General features: G+C 64.8%; 16 protein-coding genes. 9 read left to right on the forward strand and 7 right to left on the reverse strand.

Going from position 1 to position 14640, the window contains the following annotated elements; genetic code table 11:
- Positions 1-39 precede the first annotated feature (39 nt).
- Entirely contained in the window at positions 40-648 is a 609-nt protein-coding gene (locus AC1DZP_RS04855; RefSeq protein ID WP_477300469.1) for a glutathione S-transferase family protein, read from the forward strand.
- 446 nt (positions 649-1094) lie between these two features.
- On the opposite strand, the gene AC1DZP_RS04860 is transcribed toward AC1DZP_RS04855, so the two are convergent.
- Positions 1095-1307: a cold-shock protein gene (locus tag AC1DZP_RS04860; RefSeq protein ID WP_477300471.1), complete on the reverse strand. Its 213-nt coding sequence runs from the start codon at positions 1305-1307 to the stop codon at positions 1095-1097.
- 286 nt (positions 1308-1593) lie between these two features.
- Here AC1DZP_RS04860 and AC1DZP_RS04865 point away from each other — a divergent pair, with 286 nt between their 5' ends.
- The gene (locus AC1DZP_RS04865) at positions 1594-1923 is read left to right on the forward strand and encodes a hypothetical protein (protein ID WP_477300473.1); all 330 of its coding nucleotides are present in this window, start codon (positions 1594-1596) and stop codon (positions 1921-1923) included.
- A 63-nt stretch (positions 1924-1986) separates the two neighbouring features.
- Here AC1DZP_RS04865 and AC1DZP_RS04870 read toward each other — a convergent pair whose 3' ends face one another.
- Positions 1987-2556, reverse strand: a complete 570-nt coding sequence (locus AC1DZP_RS04870) for a methylated-DNA--[protein]-cysteine S-methyltransferase (protein ID WP_477300475.1) — start codon at positions 2554-2556, stop codon at positions 1987-1989.
- 181 nt (positions 2557-2737) lie between these two features.
- On the opposite strand from AC1DZP_RS04870, the gene AC1DZP_RS04875 reads away from it, so the two are divergent.
- Positions 2738-3670, forward strand: coding sequence for a transglycosylase SLT domain-containing protein (locus AC1DZP_RS04875; protein WP_477300477.1), 933 nt, complete (start codon positions 2738-2740; stop codon positions 3668-3670).
- A gap of 5 nt (positions 3671-3675) precedes the next feature.
- Positions 3676-4164, forward strand: a complete 489-nt coding sequence (locus AC1DZP_RS04880; protein WP_095090942.1) for a GNAT family N-acetyltransferase — start codon at positions 3676-3678, stop codon at positions 4162-4164.
- Between the two features lie 9 nt (positions 4165-4173).
- Here AC1DZP_RS04880 and AC1DZP_RS04885 read toward each other — a convergent pair whose 3' ends face one another.
- Positions 4174-4518, reverse strand: a complete 345-nt coding sequence (locus AC1DZP_RS04885; RefSeq protein ID WP_477300480.1) for a hypothetical protein — start codon at positions 4516-4518, stop codon at positions 4174-4176.
- 179 nt (positions 4519-4697) lie between these two features.
- Between AC1DZP_RS04885 and AC1DZP_RS04890 the strand changes: the two genes are divergently transcribed.
- From AC1DZP_RS04890 to AC1DZP_RS04905, 4 genes are all read left to right on the forward strand, one after another.
- Positions 4698-5441 (forward strand): DUF899 family protein, encoded by a 744-nt coding sequence (locus tag AC1DZP_RS04890; RefSeq protein ID WP_477300482.1) that lies wholly within the window; start codon positions 4698-4700, stop codon positions 5439-5441.
- A gap of 312 nt (positions 5442-5753) precedes the next feature.
- Positions 5754-6218, forward strand: a complete 465-nt coding sequence (locus AC1DZP_RS04895; RefSeq protein ID WP_477300484.1) for a cupin domain-containing protein — start codon at positions 5754-5756, stop codon at positions 6216-6218.
- Between the two features lie 74 nt (positions 6219-6292).
- Positions 6293-6685, forward strand: coding sequence for a RidA family protein (locus AC1DZP_RS04900; RefSeq protein ID WP_477300486.1), 393 nt, complete (start codon positions 6293-6295; stop codon positions 6683-6685).
- 83 nt (positions 6686-6768) lie between these two features.
- Complete coding sequence (locus AC1DZP_RS04905; RefSeq protein WP_477300487.1) at positions 6769-7161, forward strand: RidA family protein; 393 nt, start codon at positions 6769-6771, stop codon at positions 7159-7161.
- Here the strand turns inward: AC1DZP_RS04905 and AC1DZP_RS04910 are convergent.
- Complete coding sequence (locus AC1DZP_RS04910) at positions 7111-7449, reverse strand: hypothetical protein (protein WP_477301184.1); 339 nt, start codon at positions 7447-7449, stop codon at positions 7111-7113. The two genes, AC1DZP_RS04905 and AC1DZP_RS04910, sit on opposite strands and share 51 nt — an antisense overlap.
- On the opposite strand from AC1DZP_RS04910, the gene AC1DZP_RS04915 reads away from it, so the two are divergent.
- Positions 7439-8593 carry an FAD-dependent monooxygenase gene (locus AC1DZP_RS04915; RefSeq protein ID WP_477300489.1) on the forward strand — a complete coding sequence of 385 codons (1155 nt, stop codon included), beginning with the start codon at positions 7439-7441 and terminating at the stop codon, positions 8591-8593. The two genes, AC1DZP_RS04910 and AC1DZP_RS04915, sit on opposite strands and share 11 nt — an antisense overlap.
- A gap of 83 nt (positions 8594-8676) precedes the next feature.
- Here AC1DZP_RS04915 and carB read toward each other — a convergent pair whose 3' ends face one another.
- The 3 genes from carB to AC1DZP_RS04930 all read right to left on the reverse strand — a co-directional run bounded on the left by carB (position 8677) and on the right by AC1DZP_RS04930 (position 14601).
- Positions 8677-12180 (reverse strand): carbamoyl-phosphate synthase large subunit, encoded by a 3504-nt coding sequence (gene carB / locus AC1DZP_RS04920; protein WP_477300491.1) that lies wholly within the window; start codon positions 12178-12180, stop codon positions 8677-8679.
- A 359-nt stretch (positions 12181-12539) separates the two neighbouring features.
- Entirely contained in the window at positions 12540-13445 is a 906-nt protein-coding gene (locus tag AC1DZP_RS04925) for an SH3 domain-containing protein (protein WP_477300493.1), read from the reverse strand.
- Positions 13446-13842: 397 nt separating this feature from the next.
- Positions 13843-14601 carry a metallophosphoesterase family protein gene (locus AC1DZP_RS04930; protein WP_477300495.1) on the reverse strand — a complete coding sequence of 253 codons (759 nt, stop codon included), beginning with the start codon at positions 14599-14601 and terminating at the stop codon, positions 13843-13845.
- Between the last annotated feature and the right edge of the window lie 39 nt (positions 14602-14640).

The following is a 14640-nucleotide window of genomic DNA, read 5'->3' on the forward strand; positions in this document are numbered from 1 at the left end:
GATAATCCGCCGGCAGAGGCAGCGCACGGGGGCACGGCAATGATACTCTACAGCATGATCGACAGCGGCAATTGCTACAAGCCGCGGCTGCTGATGGCCAAGCTTGGCCTCGCCTTCACCAATGTCGAGGTGAGTTCGCATACGGGTGAGACGCGAAAAGCGGACTATGTCGCCAAGAACCCGAACGCCATGGTGCCGCTGCTCGAGCTCGATGACGGCCGGCGGCTCGCCGAATCCAACGCCATCCTGCTCTATCTCGCCGAAGGCACGCGCTTCCTGCCGACGGACAGGTACGAACGGGGACTGACCTATCAATGGCTGTTCTTCGAGCAATACAGCCACGAGCCCTATATTGCCGTGCGCAAGGCGCTGCTGACCTTTCCTGAACGCGCCCGGGATGCGACGCCGGAGCGGCTGGCGGTGACGCTGGAGCGCGGCAACAAGGCGCTCGGCGTGATGAACAAATTTCTGGAAACCAATGCGTTCTTCGCTGGCGGTGCCTACAGCGTCGCCGACATCGCGCTCTATGCCTATACGCATACGGCAGAGCAGGGCGGCTTCCAGCTTGGTGCCTATCCAGCGGTGACAGACTGGCTTGGCCGGGTGGAAGCGGATCCAGGGCACGCGCCGATGGACTGGGTGGGGTGAGCAACTTTGGAGATTGGCGAAAGCTTCGGCCGGAGCGTCCTTCTCCCCGTCTCTATACGGGGAGAAGATGGCGGCAGCCAGATGAGGGGCGGCGCCAGCCTTTGTCGTAGTTGGGCTTGGTTTGGCGATAGGCAATCTTGAGGCGTCGCGCTGCCCCTCATCGCCCTGCGGGGCACTTCTCCCCGTATAGGGACGGGGAGAAGGACGCTGTATCGCCGGTTTAGCCAATTGTCGGTGTCTGAACCCCAGACAAACAAAAAGGCGGGATAAATCCCGCCTTCCCATTTTCGGTAGCCTGATCGGGAGCGTCCGGTCCRGGCTGGCAGCTATCTGCTGATCCAGTCTGTCGGGTCTTTCCGCTCCGGCGCGCTTCTCGCGCGACTGTCAGTACATCCGTGACTTGCCGCGCGCCCCGAGCTCTCGCCCGGCGCGCGCCATTCGCAAAATCAGGCTGCCTTGCTCAGAGATCCAGCGGACGACTTGCCAGTGCGGCGGTCCTGYTCGATCTCRWAGTTGATCTTCTGRCCTTCGACCAGCGTCGACAGTCCAGCACGCTCGACAGCGGAGATGTGGACGAATACGTCCGCGCCGCCCGCGTCAGGCTGGATGAAGCCGAAGCCCTTGGTGGCGTTGAACCACTTGACCGTTCCAGTTGCCATTTAGATAGTCCTTCACATTTGCTTTAGATTGACCGGACCGAAGTCCAGCCGGTGTGCATCGAGATTTTGGAGATAGACGTCAGCAAACGCGATTATCGCGAGGCCCGGATCGATCGGCCGAAATATCAATGGAACGCATATAGGCTGCTTTCGCACGAAAAACAAGACTGCGTGAGAAGGCCGTGATCAGGATGCCGCCCAATGGCCGCCCCAATCGCGTGAGAGCGTCGCAACAGGATCGGGCCCCGGCGGTGTTCAATCCGGGAGGAGCTTGGGGGAGAGGACCATGAAAACCATTCTGCTTGCCGCCTGCCTGACGCTGGTGGCCGCCGAGGCGCAGGCGATCTCGCGCTATGATCCGACGCGTATGAGCTGCGGGCGTGTCCAGTCGACGATCGCGCGGCACGGCGCCGTCATCCTGCGTTACCAGTCGACGCGGGTGCCGGGCCTGCCGCTCTATGACCGCTATGTCCAGAGCGAGCAGTTCTGCACCATGGGCGAGGTGAGGGCACGCGCCTACGTGCCGAGCGCCGACACCAGGTCCTGTCCGGTCTATACCTGCAAGCGGCCGGACTATGATCGGCATTTCCGCCGGCGCTTCTTCCACAACGACTAGGGCAATTCCGGGAAAGGGCGTAGCGCTTTGCCTAGGGAAATTGCGTCAAGACAGAGAGATGGTTCAGAACCCGAAGGAAACCTGCGCTGGTGGCGGCGGGCCGACGCGCACGCCTTCCATGGCCAGCATCTTCTCCTTGGTGTTCGAGCCACCGGGTGCCGAGAAGCCGCCGATCTTGCCGCCGGCGGCAAGGATGCGATGGCAGGGAATGACCAGCGGCACCGGATTGGCGCCAAGGGCAGCACCGGTTTCGCGCGGCAGACCGCCATGGCCGGCGCGTTTGGCCAGTTCGCCATAGGTGGTGGTTTCGCCATAGCCGAGCTTTCGCGCCGCGTCGTAGATGGCAAGGCGGAAGTCGTCGATGCCGTCGAGATCGACCGGCACGCCGGTGAAGTCGACATCCTCGCCGGCTGCATAGGCCTTGATCGAGGCGATCAGGTCGACGACCCATGGCGGCTGGGTTGTGGAGGCGGAAACGCCGGCATGGCGCATCAGCCGCCGTTCCACCGCCTCGCGGCTGCGTTCAGGCAGGCAGAGCCGGATCAGGCCCTTTTCGCTCCAGGCGATGCCCATGAAGCCGATCACTGTTTCTAACACTGCGTGGCCGGCTGTGATCGAAGATGTCGTTTCCATGATGCGTTCCTTTCCGCAAAGTGGCGAAATCCGGCATTCGTCCCGGTACATATCCAGAACAATATGGCATCAGGCCTCAAGTCTCGCCACCCGAAAACCACCTGAGGGCCCCGATTGCCGGTCGTGAATCGCTGGTGTAAGGAATTTCTTAATAACCCGACAAATCGGACCCGAGCGCGGCTTGCCAGCAAAACACACTCTTATCGCGATCGGCATGATCCTGGCTGCCGCCGGCATCAGCGGTTGCACGTCGACCTCGCAGATGAAACCCGCGCCTGCCCTGACCGAAACCGCGACTGCCGCCGGTGCTGACGCCGGCTTCACGATACCGCTGCCGGAGACGGTTTCGGTGCTGCCGGAATCATCGGGAATCGCGCCCGTTCAGACGGCTGAATTGACGCCCGCCCCGGCCACGCCGGCACCCGATGCCGCCGTCCAGCCGGCTGCCGCGACCGCCGCCTTCGCCGGATCGACCCCGGCAGCGCCGGCGGTACCCGCCATCATGACCGCCAATGCCTGGCAAGCGCCGCCGCCGGCGACCGCAGGCGAGACCGTCAAGACGGCCGAGACCTATTCGACCGCCGGGCTCGTCATGCCCGCGACCGCCAAGGGCGACCGGAAGGTCGTGCCAGGCGTCCAGCAGGTCGCCTATATGGTGCCGCAGAACCCGGCTGCGCTCGTCCAGTTCCCGATGGCACCTGCCGAAGAAGAGCACGCGCCGGGCGTGCGTGGTGACGTCGAGCGTCTGATCGAGAAATACGCCGCCCTCTACCAGGTGCCGGTCGATCTGGTGCGCCATGTCGTCAACCGCGAGAGCACGTTCAACCCGAAAGCCTACAACAATGGCCATTGGGGGCTGATGCAGATCAAGCACGCGACGGCGCGCGGCATGGGCTATGACGGACCGGCCAAGGGCCTGTTCGACGCCGAGACCAATTTGAAATACGCGGTCAAATATCTGCGTGGCGCCTGGCTGGTGTCCGGCGGCAACGCCAAGCGGGCCGACTGGCTCTACCAGACCGGCTATTATTTCGACGCCAAGCGCAAGGGCCTGCTCGAGGCGACCGGGCTCGGCCGCGACCGCCAGCGCAGCCGTCTGCAGCCCGACGCCTGAGCGCGATGCCGGAACCGCGGCCGCCGGCCCTGAACGATATCCGGCTGCGCAAGATCCTCGACGAGACGCTGGTTCCCGCGCACTGGCCGGAAGGCTTTGTGATGCGCTGCTTCGAGCCCGGTGATGCGCCGGCCCTGCATGCGCTCCTGACCGACGTGTTCGACGACGGTGCCGACGGCCCGTTCGACGAATGGTGGCCGCGCATATCAGGCGATCCCGAATTCGACCCGGCGCTGTGTTTCCTGGTCATCGACGCCAAGGGGCGGCTCGCGGCAGCGGCGCTGTGTTGGACGCGCGCCTTCGTCAAGGACCTCGCCGTCCATCCCGAGGCGCGCGGCAAGGGCATTGCCGAAGCGCTGATGTGGCACGCCTTCGCCACCTTTCGCGCACGCGGTGCGGACTATGTCGACCTAAAGACCAACACCGAAGAGAACGCCGCGGCAGTGCGGCTCTACGATCGGCTCGGCATGTTCGAGGTCGATTGGTACAGCTGAGCGGGGCGCTCAGATGTCCGGCGCGTTGCCGATCTTCCGCTTGAGGTCCAGTGCCCAGGCGCGGCCCTCGTCGCCGCCCCACAGCAGCCAGGCGATGTAGCCGGCCGACGGGTTTTGCTCGTTGCCGTAGTTCCTGCCGCGCTTGTCGACCTCGTGGCGGGCAAAATAGCTGACCATGCGGCGGATGGTGGAGGGCGCGAGCTTTTCCCGGTTCTTCAGTTCGGTGGCGCGGGCCACGCCGATCTCGGTGCCGCCACGGCCGAATTCGCCGCGCAGGCGCAGGCCCTTGGCGGCATTGTCGGCCACCACTTGCGGGCAGCGCAGGTCGATCTCGTCGTCATCGTCGTCGTGCATTTTGTCCCCCGGACTGCTGGCTTATCCTGTGGGGAGAATGCTGGGAAGAGAGCGAGGTTCCGCTGCGAGAAAGTCGTTTCGGCCATTTGCAAAAATGTCGGAGCCGATCGCCGCCAAACGTCCTTGGGTCGCAGAGCAACCGCGCCGGGACGCCGGCGCCGCGACCGAAGGAGCCGATCATGATCACCTTTCCCAACGAATCCGCCAAATACCGCACCGCCCGCGAAAAACTGCTGCAGAAGGAAATCGGGCTGCGCCGCGCCATGGAAGAGGTTGCGGTTGCACGGCGCGCGCTGCCGCCCGGTGGGCTGGTGCCGCAGGATTATGTGTTCGACGCACTGGGACCGGACGGCAAGCCCGGGAAGGTAAAACTGTCGGAGCTGTTTGTGCCCGGCAAGGATTCGCTCATCCTCTACAACATGATGTTTCCCCGTCACCCGCGCGAGGCGCGCGACGTGGCGACCAGCGGCGGCACGGCGAAGCTCGCGCGGCCGGACCAGCCATGCCCGTCCTGCACGGCGCTGCTTGACCAGTTCGACGGCGCGGTCGGTCATCTCGAGGCCGCGGGTTTCACTTTCGCCGTGGTGGCGAAAACCGCGCTCGAAAACCTGCTCACGCTCGGTCGCGACCGAGGCTGGCGCAACATGCGGCTGGTGTCTTCGGCCAACAACGGCTTCAAGCGCGACTACAATGCGGAGGCAGCCGACGGCGCACAGTCGCCGCTGCTGTCGGTGTTCCATCGCGACGCCGACGGCATCCGCCATTTCTGGAGTTCCGAACTGGATTTCGCGCCAACGGACCCAGGCCAGGATCCGCGTGGCGTCGGCACCTGCGAGCCGCTGTGGAACCTGATGGATTTCACACCCGAGGGCCGGCCGAACTGGAACGAGCAGCTGCAGTATAGCGAGGCTTGTTGTCACTAAGGGGGCAGGGGCTCGTTCTGTACGGTGGGCAATCGCTTCAGGTTGGTTCGCACCTTCCGGACGCTGGCGCCGCCCCTCACCTGCCTGCCGGCATCCTCTCCCCGTAGAACGGGGAGAGGGGAGCTGTAATCGACGCTTTCGCCAATCGCAAGCGCTGCAGGAAGAGAGCCGACGTCGCGGCGGGCCTCTTTCTCCCCGTTCCACGGGGAGAAATGCCCGGCAGGGCAATGAGGGGCAGCGCCGACGTCGGCAAGGTTGTCTGTGCCAAGCGGTTCTTGTCTACAATGTCGGCACAAACCGGGAGAGCATTCCATGCCCAAGATCAACCTGTCAGCCGTGCCCATCCGCAAGGGCTCCGGCTACCCCGCGCCTTTCGATCAACCCTGTGCCGACCGCACGCGGCGGCGGCTGGGCGATGCGGGCGGGCTCACCGATTTCGGCGTCAATCTGATGACCTTGCCGCCCGGAGGCTGGTCCAGCCAGCGCCACTGGCACAGCCATGAAGACGAGTTCGTCACCGTGCTGGAGGGCGAACTGACGCTGGTCGAGGACGGCGGCGAAACGCTGCTCGAGGCAGGCGACTGCGCGACCTTCGCCAAGAACAGCGGCAACGGTCATCACCTGATCAACCGGTCGTCCACGACGGCGCTTTATCTGGAGGTCGGCTCGCGCAACCCGGACGATGTCATCACATGCTCCGACATCGACATGATGAGCCCGAGCTCCGACGGCCGCTTCCTGCACAAGGACGGCACGCGCTATCCGGGGCAGGGGTAGCTCTGGCCCATGCATCCGCGCTGGCGTTCACCGGGCGGCGCGATAAGCTCCCGTCAAACCCAGGGAGGATTGCCGTGAAGAAAGAAATCATCGAAGTGCCGGTGCTGTCGGCAGCCGTGCGTGCTCTGGGCGTGCCACTGTCGCTGGTGACCAAAGCCGGCGGACTGGTCTTCGTGTCCGGCACGCCGCCGCTCGATATCTCGACCGGCAAACTGGTCAAGGGCGACATCGAAACGCAGACCGAAGCGTCGCTGAAGGCGCTGAAGCATTGCCTGGAAGCGGCCGGCACCTCGCTGGACAATGTGGTGATGGTGCGCATCTACGCCGTCAATTCCGGCTTCTACAACGCCATCAACCGCGTCTATGCCAGGCATTTTCCCGAGAACCCGCCGTCGCGGACCTTCGTGCCGGTGGCGTCATGGCCGATGGAGTTCGATATCGAGATCGAATGTGTGGCGGTGGTTTGAGCTGAGCGGCTCTGGACCATGTGTCCGCACTGGCGTTCGGGCGGTGGCGCGATAAGCTTCCGGCAAACCCAGGGAGGATTGCCGTGAAGAAGGAAGTCATCGAAGTGCCTGTCATGTCGGCCAAGGTGCGGGCGCTCGGCCTGCCCTGTTCGACAGCTGTGAAGGCCAACGGCTTCGTGTTCATCTCGGCGACGCCGCCGGTGGACATGGTGACCGGCGAGATGGTGCGCGGAGACATCGAAACGCAGACCGAGGCGTCGCTGAAGGCGCTGAAACACTGCCTGGAAGCGGCCGGCACTTCGCTGGAAAACGTGGTGATGGTGCGCATCTACGCCGTCAATTCCGGCTTCTACAACGCCATCAACCGGGTTTATGCCAAGTATTTTTCGACCAACCCACCGGCGCGCAGCTTCGTGCCGGTGGCGTCATGGCCGATGGAGTTCGATATCGAGATCGAGTGTGTGGCGGTGGCTTGAGCGGCGCAGCGATTTGGAGTCCGACACCGCCTTCTGTCCGCCCATGGTGTTGAAGACGATCAGCACCTGACGGTTGCGGATGGCGTCTTCGATGTTGGGGCGGCTTTCCAGCACCTTGTTCTCGGCGACGACGCACCCCTTACAACATGATCGCCGTTTGCCTGCGCTGTGCGCCGGCGCTAGGCTGCCAATATTCACGGGCGGCCGCGGGTGGCGGCACGCGCCAAGGGCTGACAATGCTTGACGAGCCGGAGCAATGAGCACGAGCCCGCTACGTGTGGCGGTCATTGGCGGCGGCATCGGCGGCGCCGCCGCTGCTGCCGCCCTGCTTCAACGTGGCATGGACGTCCGTCTCTACGAGCAGGCTACGGCCCTGGCCGAGGTCGGCGTCGGCGTCGTGATCCAACCGAACGGTGTCCGGATGCTTCGGCGGCTCGGCCTCGGTGACGAGCTGATCCGCTCGGGGGCCAGATGGATCGACCCACAGTTTCGTCGCGCCGATGGATCCTATGCGGCGGCGATGTGGCCCCCCGCGCTTGCCAACCAAATCGAGTTCTATGGCATGCACCGCGCCGATTTGCTGGCAATGTTCGTCGACCGGCTACCTGCCGAAATTGTGAAGGCCGGCCATCGATGTATCGGCTTCGAACAGGACGATGAGCAGGCCGTCATCACTTTCGCCAATGGTTTGCGCACCACGGCCGACGTCGTGATCGCGGCTGACGGTATCCATTCTACCCTTCAGCAGTTCGTAGTTGCCCCGTCCGCCCCTCTCTATTCGGGATCGGTCGCCTATCGAGGGGTGATCCCGGCGGCTGGTGTCTCGTGGCCGCCGGGAGCGATGCGCAACTGGCTTGGTGCAGGCAAGCATTTTCTCGTCTATCCGGTGCGCGCCGGCCTGCTCATCAACTACGTCGGCTTTGTGACGACTGACGAGCCGATGAAGGAGTCATGGTCGGCACGGGGCGATCCCTCCGCCCTTGCTCGGGAGTTCGCCGGTTGGGATCCCATGGTTGAGACGGTCATTGCCCAACTGAAAACGACGTTTCGGTGGGGCCTGTTCGATCGTGAGCCGCTCGCAACCTGGACTCGCGGACGCCTGACCCTGCTGGGCGACGCCGCCCACCCAATGCTGCCGCATTTGGGACAAGGAGCCAATCAGGCCATCGAAGACGCAGTTGCCTTGGCGACCGTGCTGAGCCACGCAGACCGCAAGTCGGCCCCACGGGCGCTGCTGATTTACGAGCAGCTGCGGCGCGAGCGGACTGCCGGCGTCCAGCGCATGGCGCGCATGAACGGTGCTCGCTATGACGCATCCAGCGGCGACTTGCATGCCCGCGACCGCAAGCTTGACGCTCAGCCGCAGGAACGCGCCTGGGTCTGGAATTACGACGCCGATGCCGAAGCCATGGCAGCCGTGGCTTCGCTCTAGAGCTTTGTTTTGACGCAATTCCCTAGGGAAAGCGCTTTGCGCTTTTCCCGGGAAAACCGTTTCACACTTTTCCTGGAATTGCTTTACGCAAAATACTCCTGCAGCGGCCGCACTTCGAGGCTCCCCGCCTTCAGCGCTGCAATCGCCTCCGCCACAGCAGCGGCGCCCGACAGCGTCGTGTAATACGGCACTTTCTGCATCAGCGTCGCGCGGCGCAGCGACTTGGAGTCCGACACCGCCTTCTGGCCATCCGTCGTGTTGAACACGATCTGCACCTGGCGGTTGCGGATGGCGTCCTCGATATGGGGGCGGCCTTCCAGCACCTTGTTGATCTTCTCGGCGACGACGCCGTTTTCGGCGAGGAAGCGGGCCGTGCCTGAGGTGGCCATCACCTTGAAGCCGAGGCCGGCGAGGCGCTTCACCGCCGGCAAGATGCCTTTCTTGTCCTCGTCGCGCACCGAGACGAACAGCGTGCCCGAGCGTGGCAGGTCGACGCCGGCGCCCAACTGGCTCTTGGCGAAGGCGAGCGCAAAATCGCGGTCGAGGCCCATGACCTCGCCGGTCGAGCGCATTTCCGGGCCGAGCAGGATGTCGACTCCGGGGAAGCGGGCGAAGGGGAACACCGCTTCCTTGACAGCGATGTGGCCGGGGTTCCTGGGGTCGGGCATGGCGCCGTAATGGGCGAAGGCGTCTTCCAGCGTCTCGCCGGCCATGATGCGGGCAGCAATTTTCGCGATGGGACGCCCGATGGTCTTGGCGACGAAGGGCACGGTGCGGGACGCGCGCGGGTTGACCTCCAGCACATAGACCGTGCCGTCCTTGATCGCATACTGCACGTTCATCAGCCCGCCGACATTGAGCGCGCGGGCGAGTGCGGCCGTCTGGCGCTCCAGCTCGTCGACCAGCTCCGAAGGCAGCGAGTGCACTGGCAGCGAGCAGGCACTGTCGCCCGAGTGGATGCCGGCTTCCTCGATGTGCTCCAATATGCCGGAGACGAAGGTCGCCTTGCCGTCGCAAAGGCAATCGACATCGACCTCGATGGCGCCACTGAGATAGGTGTCGAACAGCAGCGGGTTCTTGCCCAGCAGCGTGTTGATCTGGCCGGTCTTGTCGTTGGGGTATTTCTGCTTGATGTCCTCCGGCACCAAGCCGGGCACGGTGTCGAGCAGGTAGGATTGCAGCATGCCCTCGTCATGGATGATCTGCATGGCGCGACCGCCCAGCACATAGGAGGGGCGCACCACCAGCGGGAAGCCGAGCTCGCCGGCGACGAGGCGCGCCTGCTCGACCGAATAGGCGATGCCGTTCTTCGGTTGGCTGAGGCCGAGCTTGTGCAGCAGCTTCTGGAAGCGGTCGCGGTCTTCGGCGAGATCGATCATGTCGGGCGAGGTGCCGAGGATCGGGATGCCGGCCTTTTCCAGTGCATCCGCCAGCTTCAGCGGCGTCTGGCCACCGAACTGGACGATGACGCCGACCAGTTCGCCCGAGGCCTGCTCGGCGCGCAGGATCTCCAGCACGTCTTCCGCCGTCAGCGGCTCGAAATAGAGCCGGTCCGAGGTGTCGTAGTCGGTCGACACGGTCTCGGGGTTGCAGTTGATCATAATCGCCTCATAGCCGGCGTCGCGCAGCGCAAAGGCCGCGTGGCAGCAGCAATAGTCGAACTCGATGCCCTGGCCGATGCGGTTCGGCCCGCCGCCGAGGATGACGACCTTCTTGCGCGCCGACACCTGCGCCTCGTTGGCCAGCGCGCCGGCGAACGGCACTTCATAGGTCGAATACATGTAGGCGGTGGGCGAGGCGAACTCGGCCGCGCAGGTGTCGATGCGCTTGTAGACCGGATGAACGTCGAGCTTTTCGCGGACCTTCGCGATCACTTCGATGTCGGTCCTGGTCAGCGACGCCAGGCGTGCGTCGGAAAAGCCCATCGCCTTCAGCATGCGCAGATTGACGGCGTCCCCGGGGATGCCGTGCTCGCGGATGCGGGCTTCCATGGCGACGATGCCGGCGATCTGCTCGAGGAACCACGGGTCGATCTTGCACATGGCGTGCACGTCTTCCAGCGAGGTGCCCATGCGGATCGCCTGCGCAACCATGCGCAGCCGGTCGGGCGTCGGCGTGCCCAGTGCTGCGCGAATGGCGTTGCGATCGTCGGCATGGTTGGCGATCGCGGTCCCGTGGCCGAGGCCGGGGATCTCGATCTCGTCGAGGCCGGTGAGGCCAGTTTCGAGACCACGCAGCGCCTTCTGCAGCGATTCCTGGAAGGTGCGGCCGATGGCCATGACTTCGCCGACCGACTTCATGGCGGTGGTCAGCACCGGTTCGGCGCCGGGGAATTTCTCGAAGGCGAAACGCGGGATCTTGGTGACGACGTAATCGATCGACGGCTCGAACGAGGCCGGCGTGGCGCCGCCGGTGATGTCGTTCTCCAGCTCGTCCAGCGTGTAGCCAACGGCGAGCTTGGCCGCGATCTTGGCGATCGGGAAACCGGTCGCCTTGGAAGCCAAGGCGGACGAGCGCGAGACGCGCGGGTTCATCTCGATCACGACCAGACGGCCATCGGCCGGGTTGACGGCGAACTGCACGTTGGAGCCGCCGGTCTCGACGCCGATCTCGCGCAGCACCGCGATCGAGGCGTTGCGCATCATCTGGTATTCTTTGTCAGTGAGGGTGAGGGCAGGGGCGACGGTGATCGAATCGCCGGTGTGCACGCCCATCGGGTCGATGTTTTCGATCGAGCAGACGATGATGCAATTGTCCGCCTTGTCGCGGACGACCTCCATCTCATACTCCTTCCAGCCGAGCACGCTTTCCTCGATCAGCACTTCGGTGGTCGGCGAGGCGTCGAGGCCGGACTGGACGATGTCGTAGAATTCGGCGCGGTTGTAGGCGATGCCGCCGCCGGTGCCGCCCATTGTGAAGGACGGGCGGATGATGGCCGGAAGGCCGACATGGTCGAGCGCCTGGGCTGCGATCGCCATGCCATGGCTGATGTAGCGCTGCTTACGGTCGCCTTCGCCGAGGTTCCAGCGGGTTTCCAGCGCGTCGAGCGCGGCGTCGAGATCGGCCGGGGCCTCAGCCTTGACGGCGGCGCGCTCGGCCTCATGCGTCTTGCGGTCGGTGTTCTTGACGTCGGTGGCGTTGGCCAGCATCGACTTCGGCGTTTCCAGGCCGATCTTCTTCATCGCCTCGCGAAACAGCGCGCGGTCCTCAGCCTTGTCGATCGCCGTGGCGTCGGCGCCGATCATCTCGACATTGTAGCGCTCGAGCACGCCCATGCGGCGCAGCGACAGAGCGGTGTTGAGCGCGGTCTGGCCGCCCATGGTCGGCAGCAGCGCATCGGGCCGCTCCTTGGCGATGATCTTGGCCACGACTTCCGGGGTGATCGGCTCGATATAGGTGGCGTCGGCCAGTTCCGGGTCGGTCATGATGGTGGCCGGGTTGGAATTGACCAGGATGACGCGAAAACCCTCTTCCTTCAGCGCCTTGCAGGCCTGGGTGCCGGAATAGTCGAACTCGCAGGCCTGGCCGATGACGATGGGGCCGGCCCCGATGATCAGGATCGACTTGATGTCAGTGCGTCTTGGCATGGGCGATAAGTTCCATTCGGCGGGCGGCTTGCACAAAAAACCGGGACGGGAAGACCCGGCCGGTTGTGCTCGCGATTCTGGTATCAGGCTAGGAGGGCCTTATAGGGAAGAGTTTTGCCCGATGTAACCCCGAAAATGAGGGGCCTCACAACCGAGCAGACAAGCGTCTCGTTCCGTCGCGCCCCCCTCTGCCCTGCCGGGCATCTCCCCCTCCAGGGGGGAGATTGGCAGCTTCGATTTCACTGCCTCTTCTTTGAACGTTGAAAATTGGCGAAAGCGGCTATGCGATCCAATCTCCCCCCTGGAGGGGGAGATGTCCGGTAGGACAGAGGGGGGCGCTGTCCCGCCGGCGTGCGTGGCTAATCCCCCAGCGCAAGCTGGTCCGTGATCTCGAAGCGCTCCGACACCCCGATGCGGATCATGTTCAGGCTGCCCTCGCGGGTGAAGCGGAAGTCGCTCTGCCCGTCGGAGCCGGCCGGCTTGCCGGCGACGAAGGAGATGACGCGGGTGCCGCCGTCGGGCCAGGTGACGGTGACGTCGGCCTTGTCCGTGCCGGCGTGCACGACGCTGACCGCGCAGCGCGTCATCGGCTCGCCGACATAGCGGGCGCAGGGAATTTCATTGGTGGCGTGGTCAGATGGGGTGGCATGGCCAGATGGCGGTTCCAGCCGCGCCACGGCTTGCGAGTCAGGCGGCGGGGCAATGGATGCCGCGGCCGGCGGCTTTTCGATCTCGCCGGTCGTCGGGTTTTCCTGCACCGCGAAGGCCAGGCCGTAGGCATCCCGCATGGCCGTTTGGCCGATTTCGACGGCTGATTTCTGCGTGCTTTCGGCGCCAGCCTCCGGACCCGCGCCACCCAGACGCGCCGCCAGGTCGGGCGGCGGTGCGATCGGCGGCTGGGGCTTGGCGGGGTCGCCGGTTTGTGGTTTGTCCAGCGCCGATGCCTGATCGGCCTCATTGCCAGTGGAGGCGACCATCGGTGCGTCGGCCGGTCTTGCCTGGCCTTCGACATAGGGAGCCGGATTGAGGGGGATGAGGTAGCGCGCCGGCGCCCATCCGCTCAGCTTGTCCTTGCCCATGCTCTCGACCTTGCACCATTTGTTGCCGTTGACGTCGTTGCAGCCGAGATTGGTGACGCTTGCGCCTCCAGCCAGACGCGCTTCGACCGTGGCGACCGGCGATGCTGCTGTGCGGATATTGAGAAGGTCATCCGGCGCCAGGCCGGTGACGATGGAGATGACGAGATCCGGCGATTCTTCGGCCATGGCGGGGCCAACAGCCGGCCAGGCCGCCATCAGAAGCGGAGCCGCAATCAGCGCATGCAGGGTTGTTCGGAGCGTAACTGTGCGCCTCATCATTCGGCCGTGCGCTGATACTCAAAGACACCGTGCACGTTACGGATCGAGCCCGTCGCATGCCCGGCCGGTTTTATAAGCGACGGCGCGCCGCCATGTAAGCCCGAAAATTCGAACGAACCATGGTGCTGGGCGGACGGGAGAAACCCTGCTGCTCCTTGCGAAGCCCCAGCTGATCCCCTCGCCAGGTCAATCCTCCCGGCCTGGCTGAGGGCATTTCGTGTCTAGCGGCGGCGGCTTGGCGTTGCAAGTTTACGGGTCAGGGAGGCTGGCGGCATCAACGAGTTCAGCCCGGCATGAGCTACGCTCAGCCCGGCATGAACCCCGTCCTGAGCGCGTGGGCCCATTCCGGGCGTCCCGCCTGTTCGGCCTGTCTGGCCGCCGCCTCGTGGTCGTAGTCGACGGCGATGGCCTCGAAGCGGTCGGGCTGGCCGGCGCTGCCCAAGGTGACAATGCCGTAGCGCGCATGCGGCGAGCCCTGCTCCGAGACATGCGCCGGTGGCGTCGCATCGTCATAGGCGGGGCAGCCGATGCTGCCGGGATTGAAGACGACCGGACCACCGGGAATGCGGATCAGCTCAGGCCGGTGGCTGTGGCCGCACAGAGCGATGCGGCAGACGGGGTCGAGCGCCTTCAGCCGGCGTCGGATCGCCGCCAATGGCGCGCGCACCAGCTGGCCATCGGTGATCGCATCGAGCAGGTATTTCTCGTCATGGTCGGGGCGGGCGTGGAAGGCGATGATGCCGGGCGCGATCTCCAGCGTCAGCGGCTGCGCGAACAGCGCCTCGCGCTGCGCCCGCGTCAGCCGCTCCTGCGCATAGGCGTCGGAAGGCCACATCTCGTCACTGGCCGGATCGGCGGCGACGCGACGGTCGTGGTTGCCGCGCACCGTCGGCAGGTTGAGCGCTTCCAGCCGCGCAAACGTCTGGCGCGGCCACAGCGGGCCGGAAACGCTGTCGCCGAGATTGACGGTCAGGTCGGCACCGCCGCGCTGCTTCAGATCGTCAAGCACGGCGTCCAGCGCCAGCACATTGCCATGGATATCTGCGAGGACGGCGATGCGCATCTTGGGTGGCTCCGAACGTGGGGCAGCGTTTTCTCTTTC

It is taken from the genome of Mesorhizobium sp. P2_F8, from assembly GCF_056403655.1.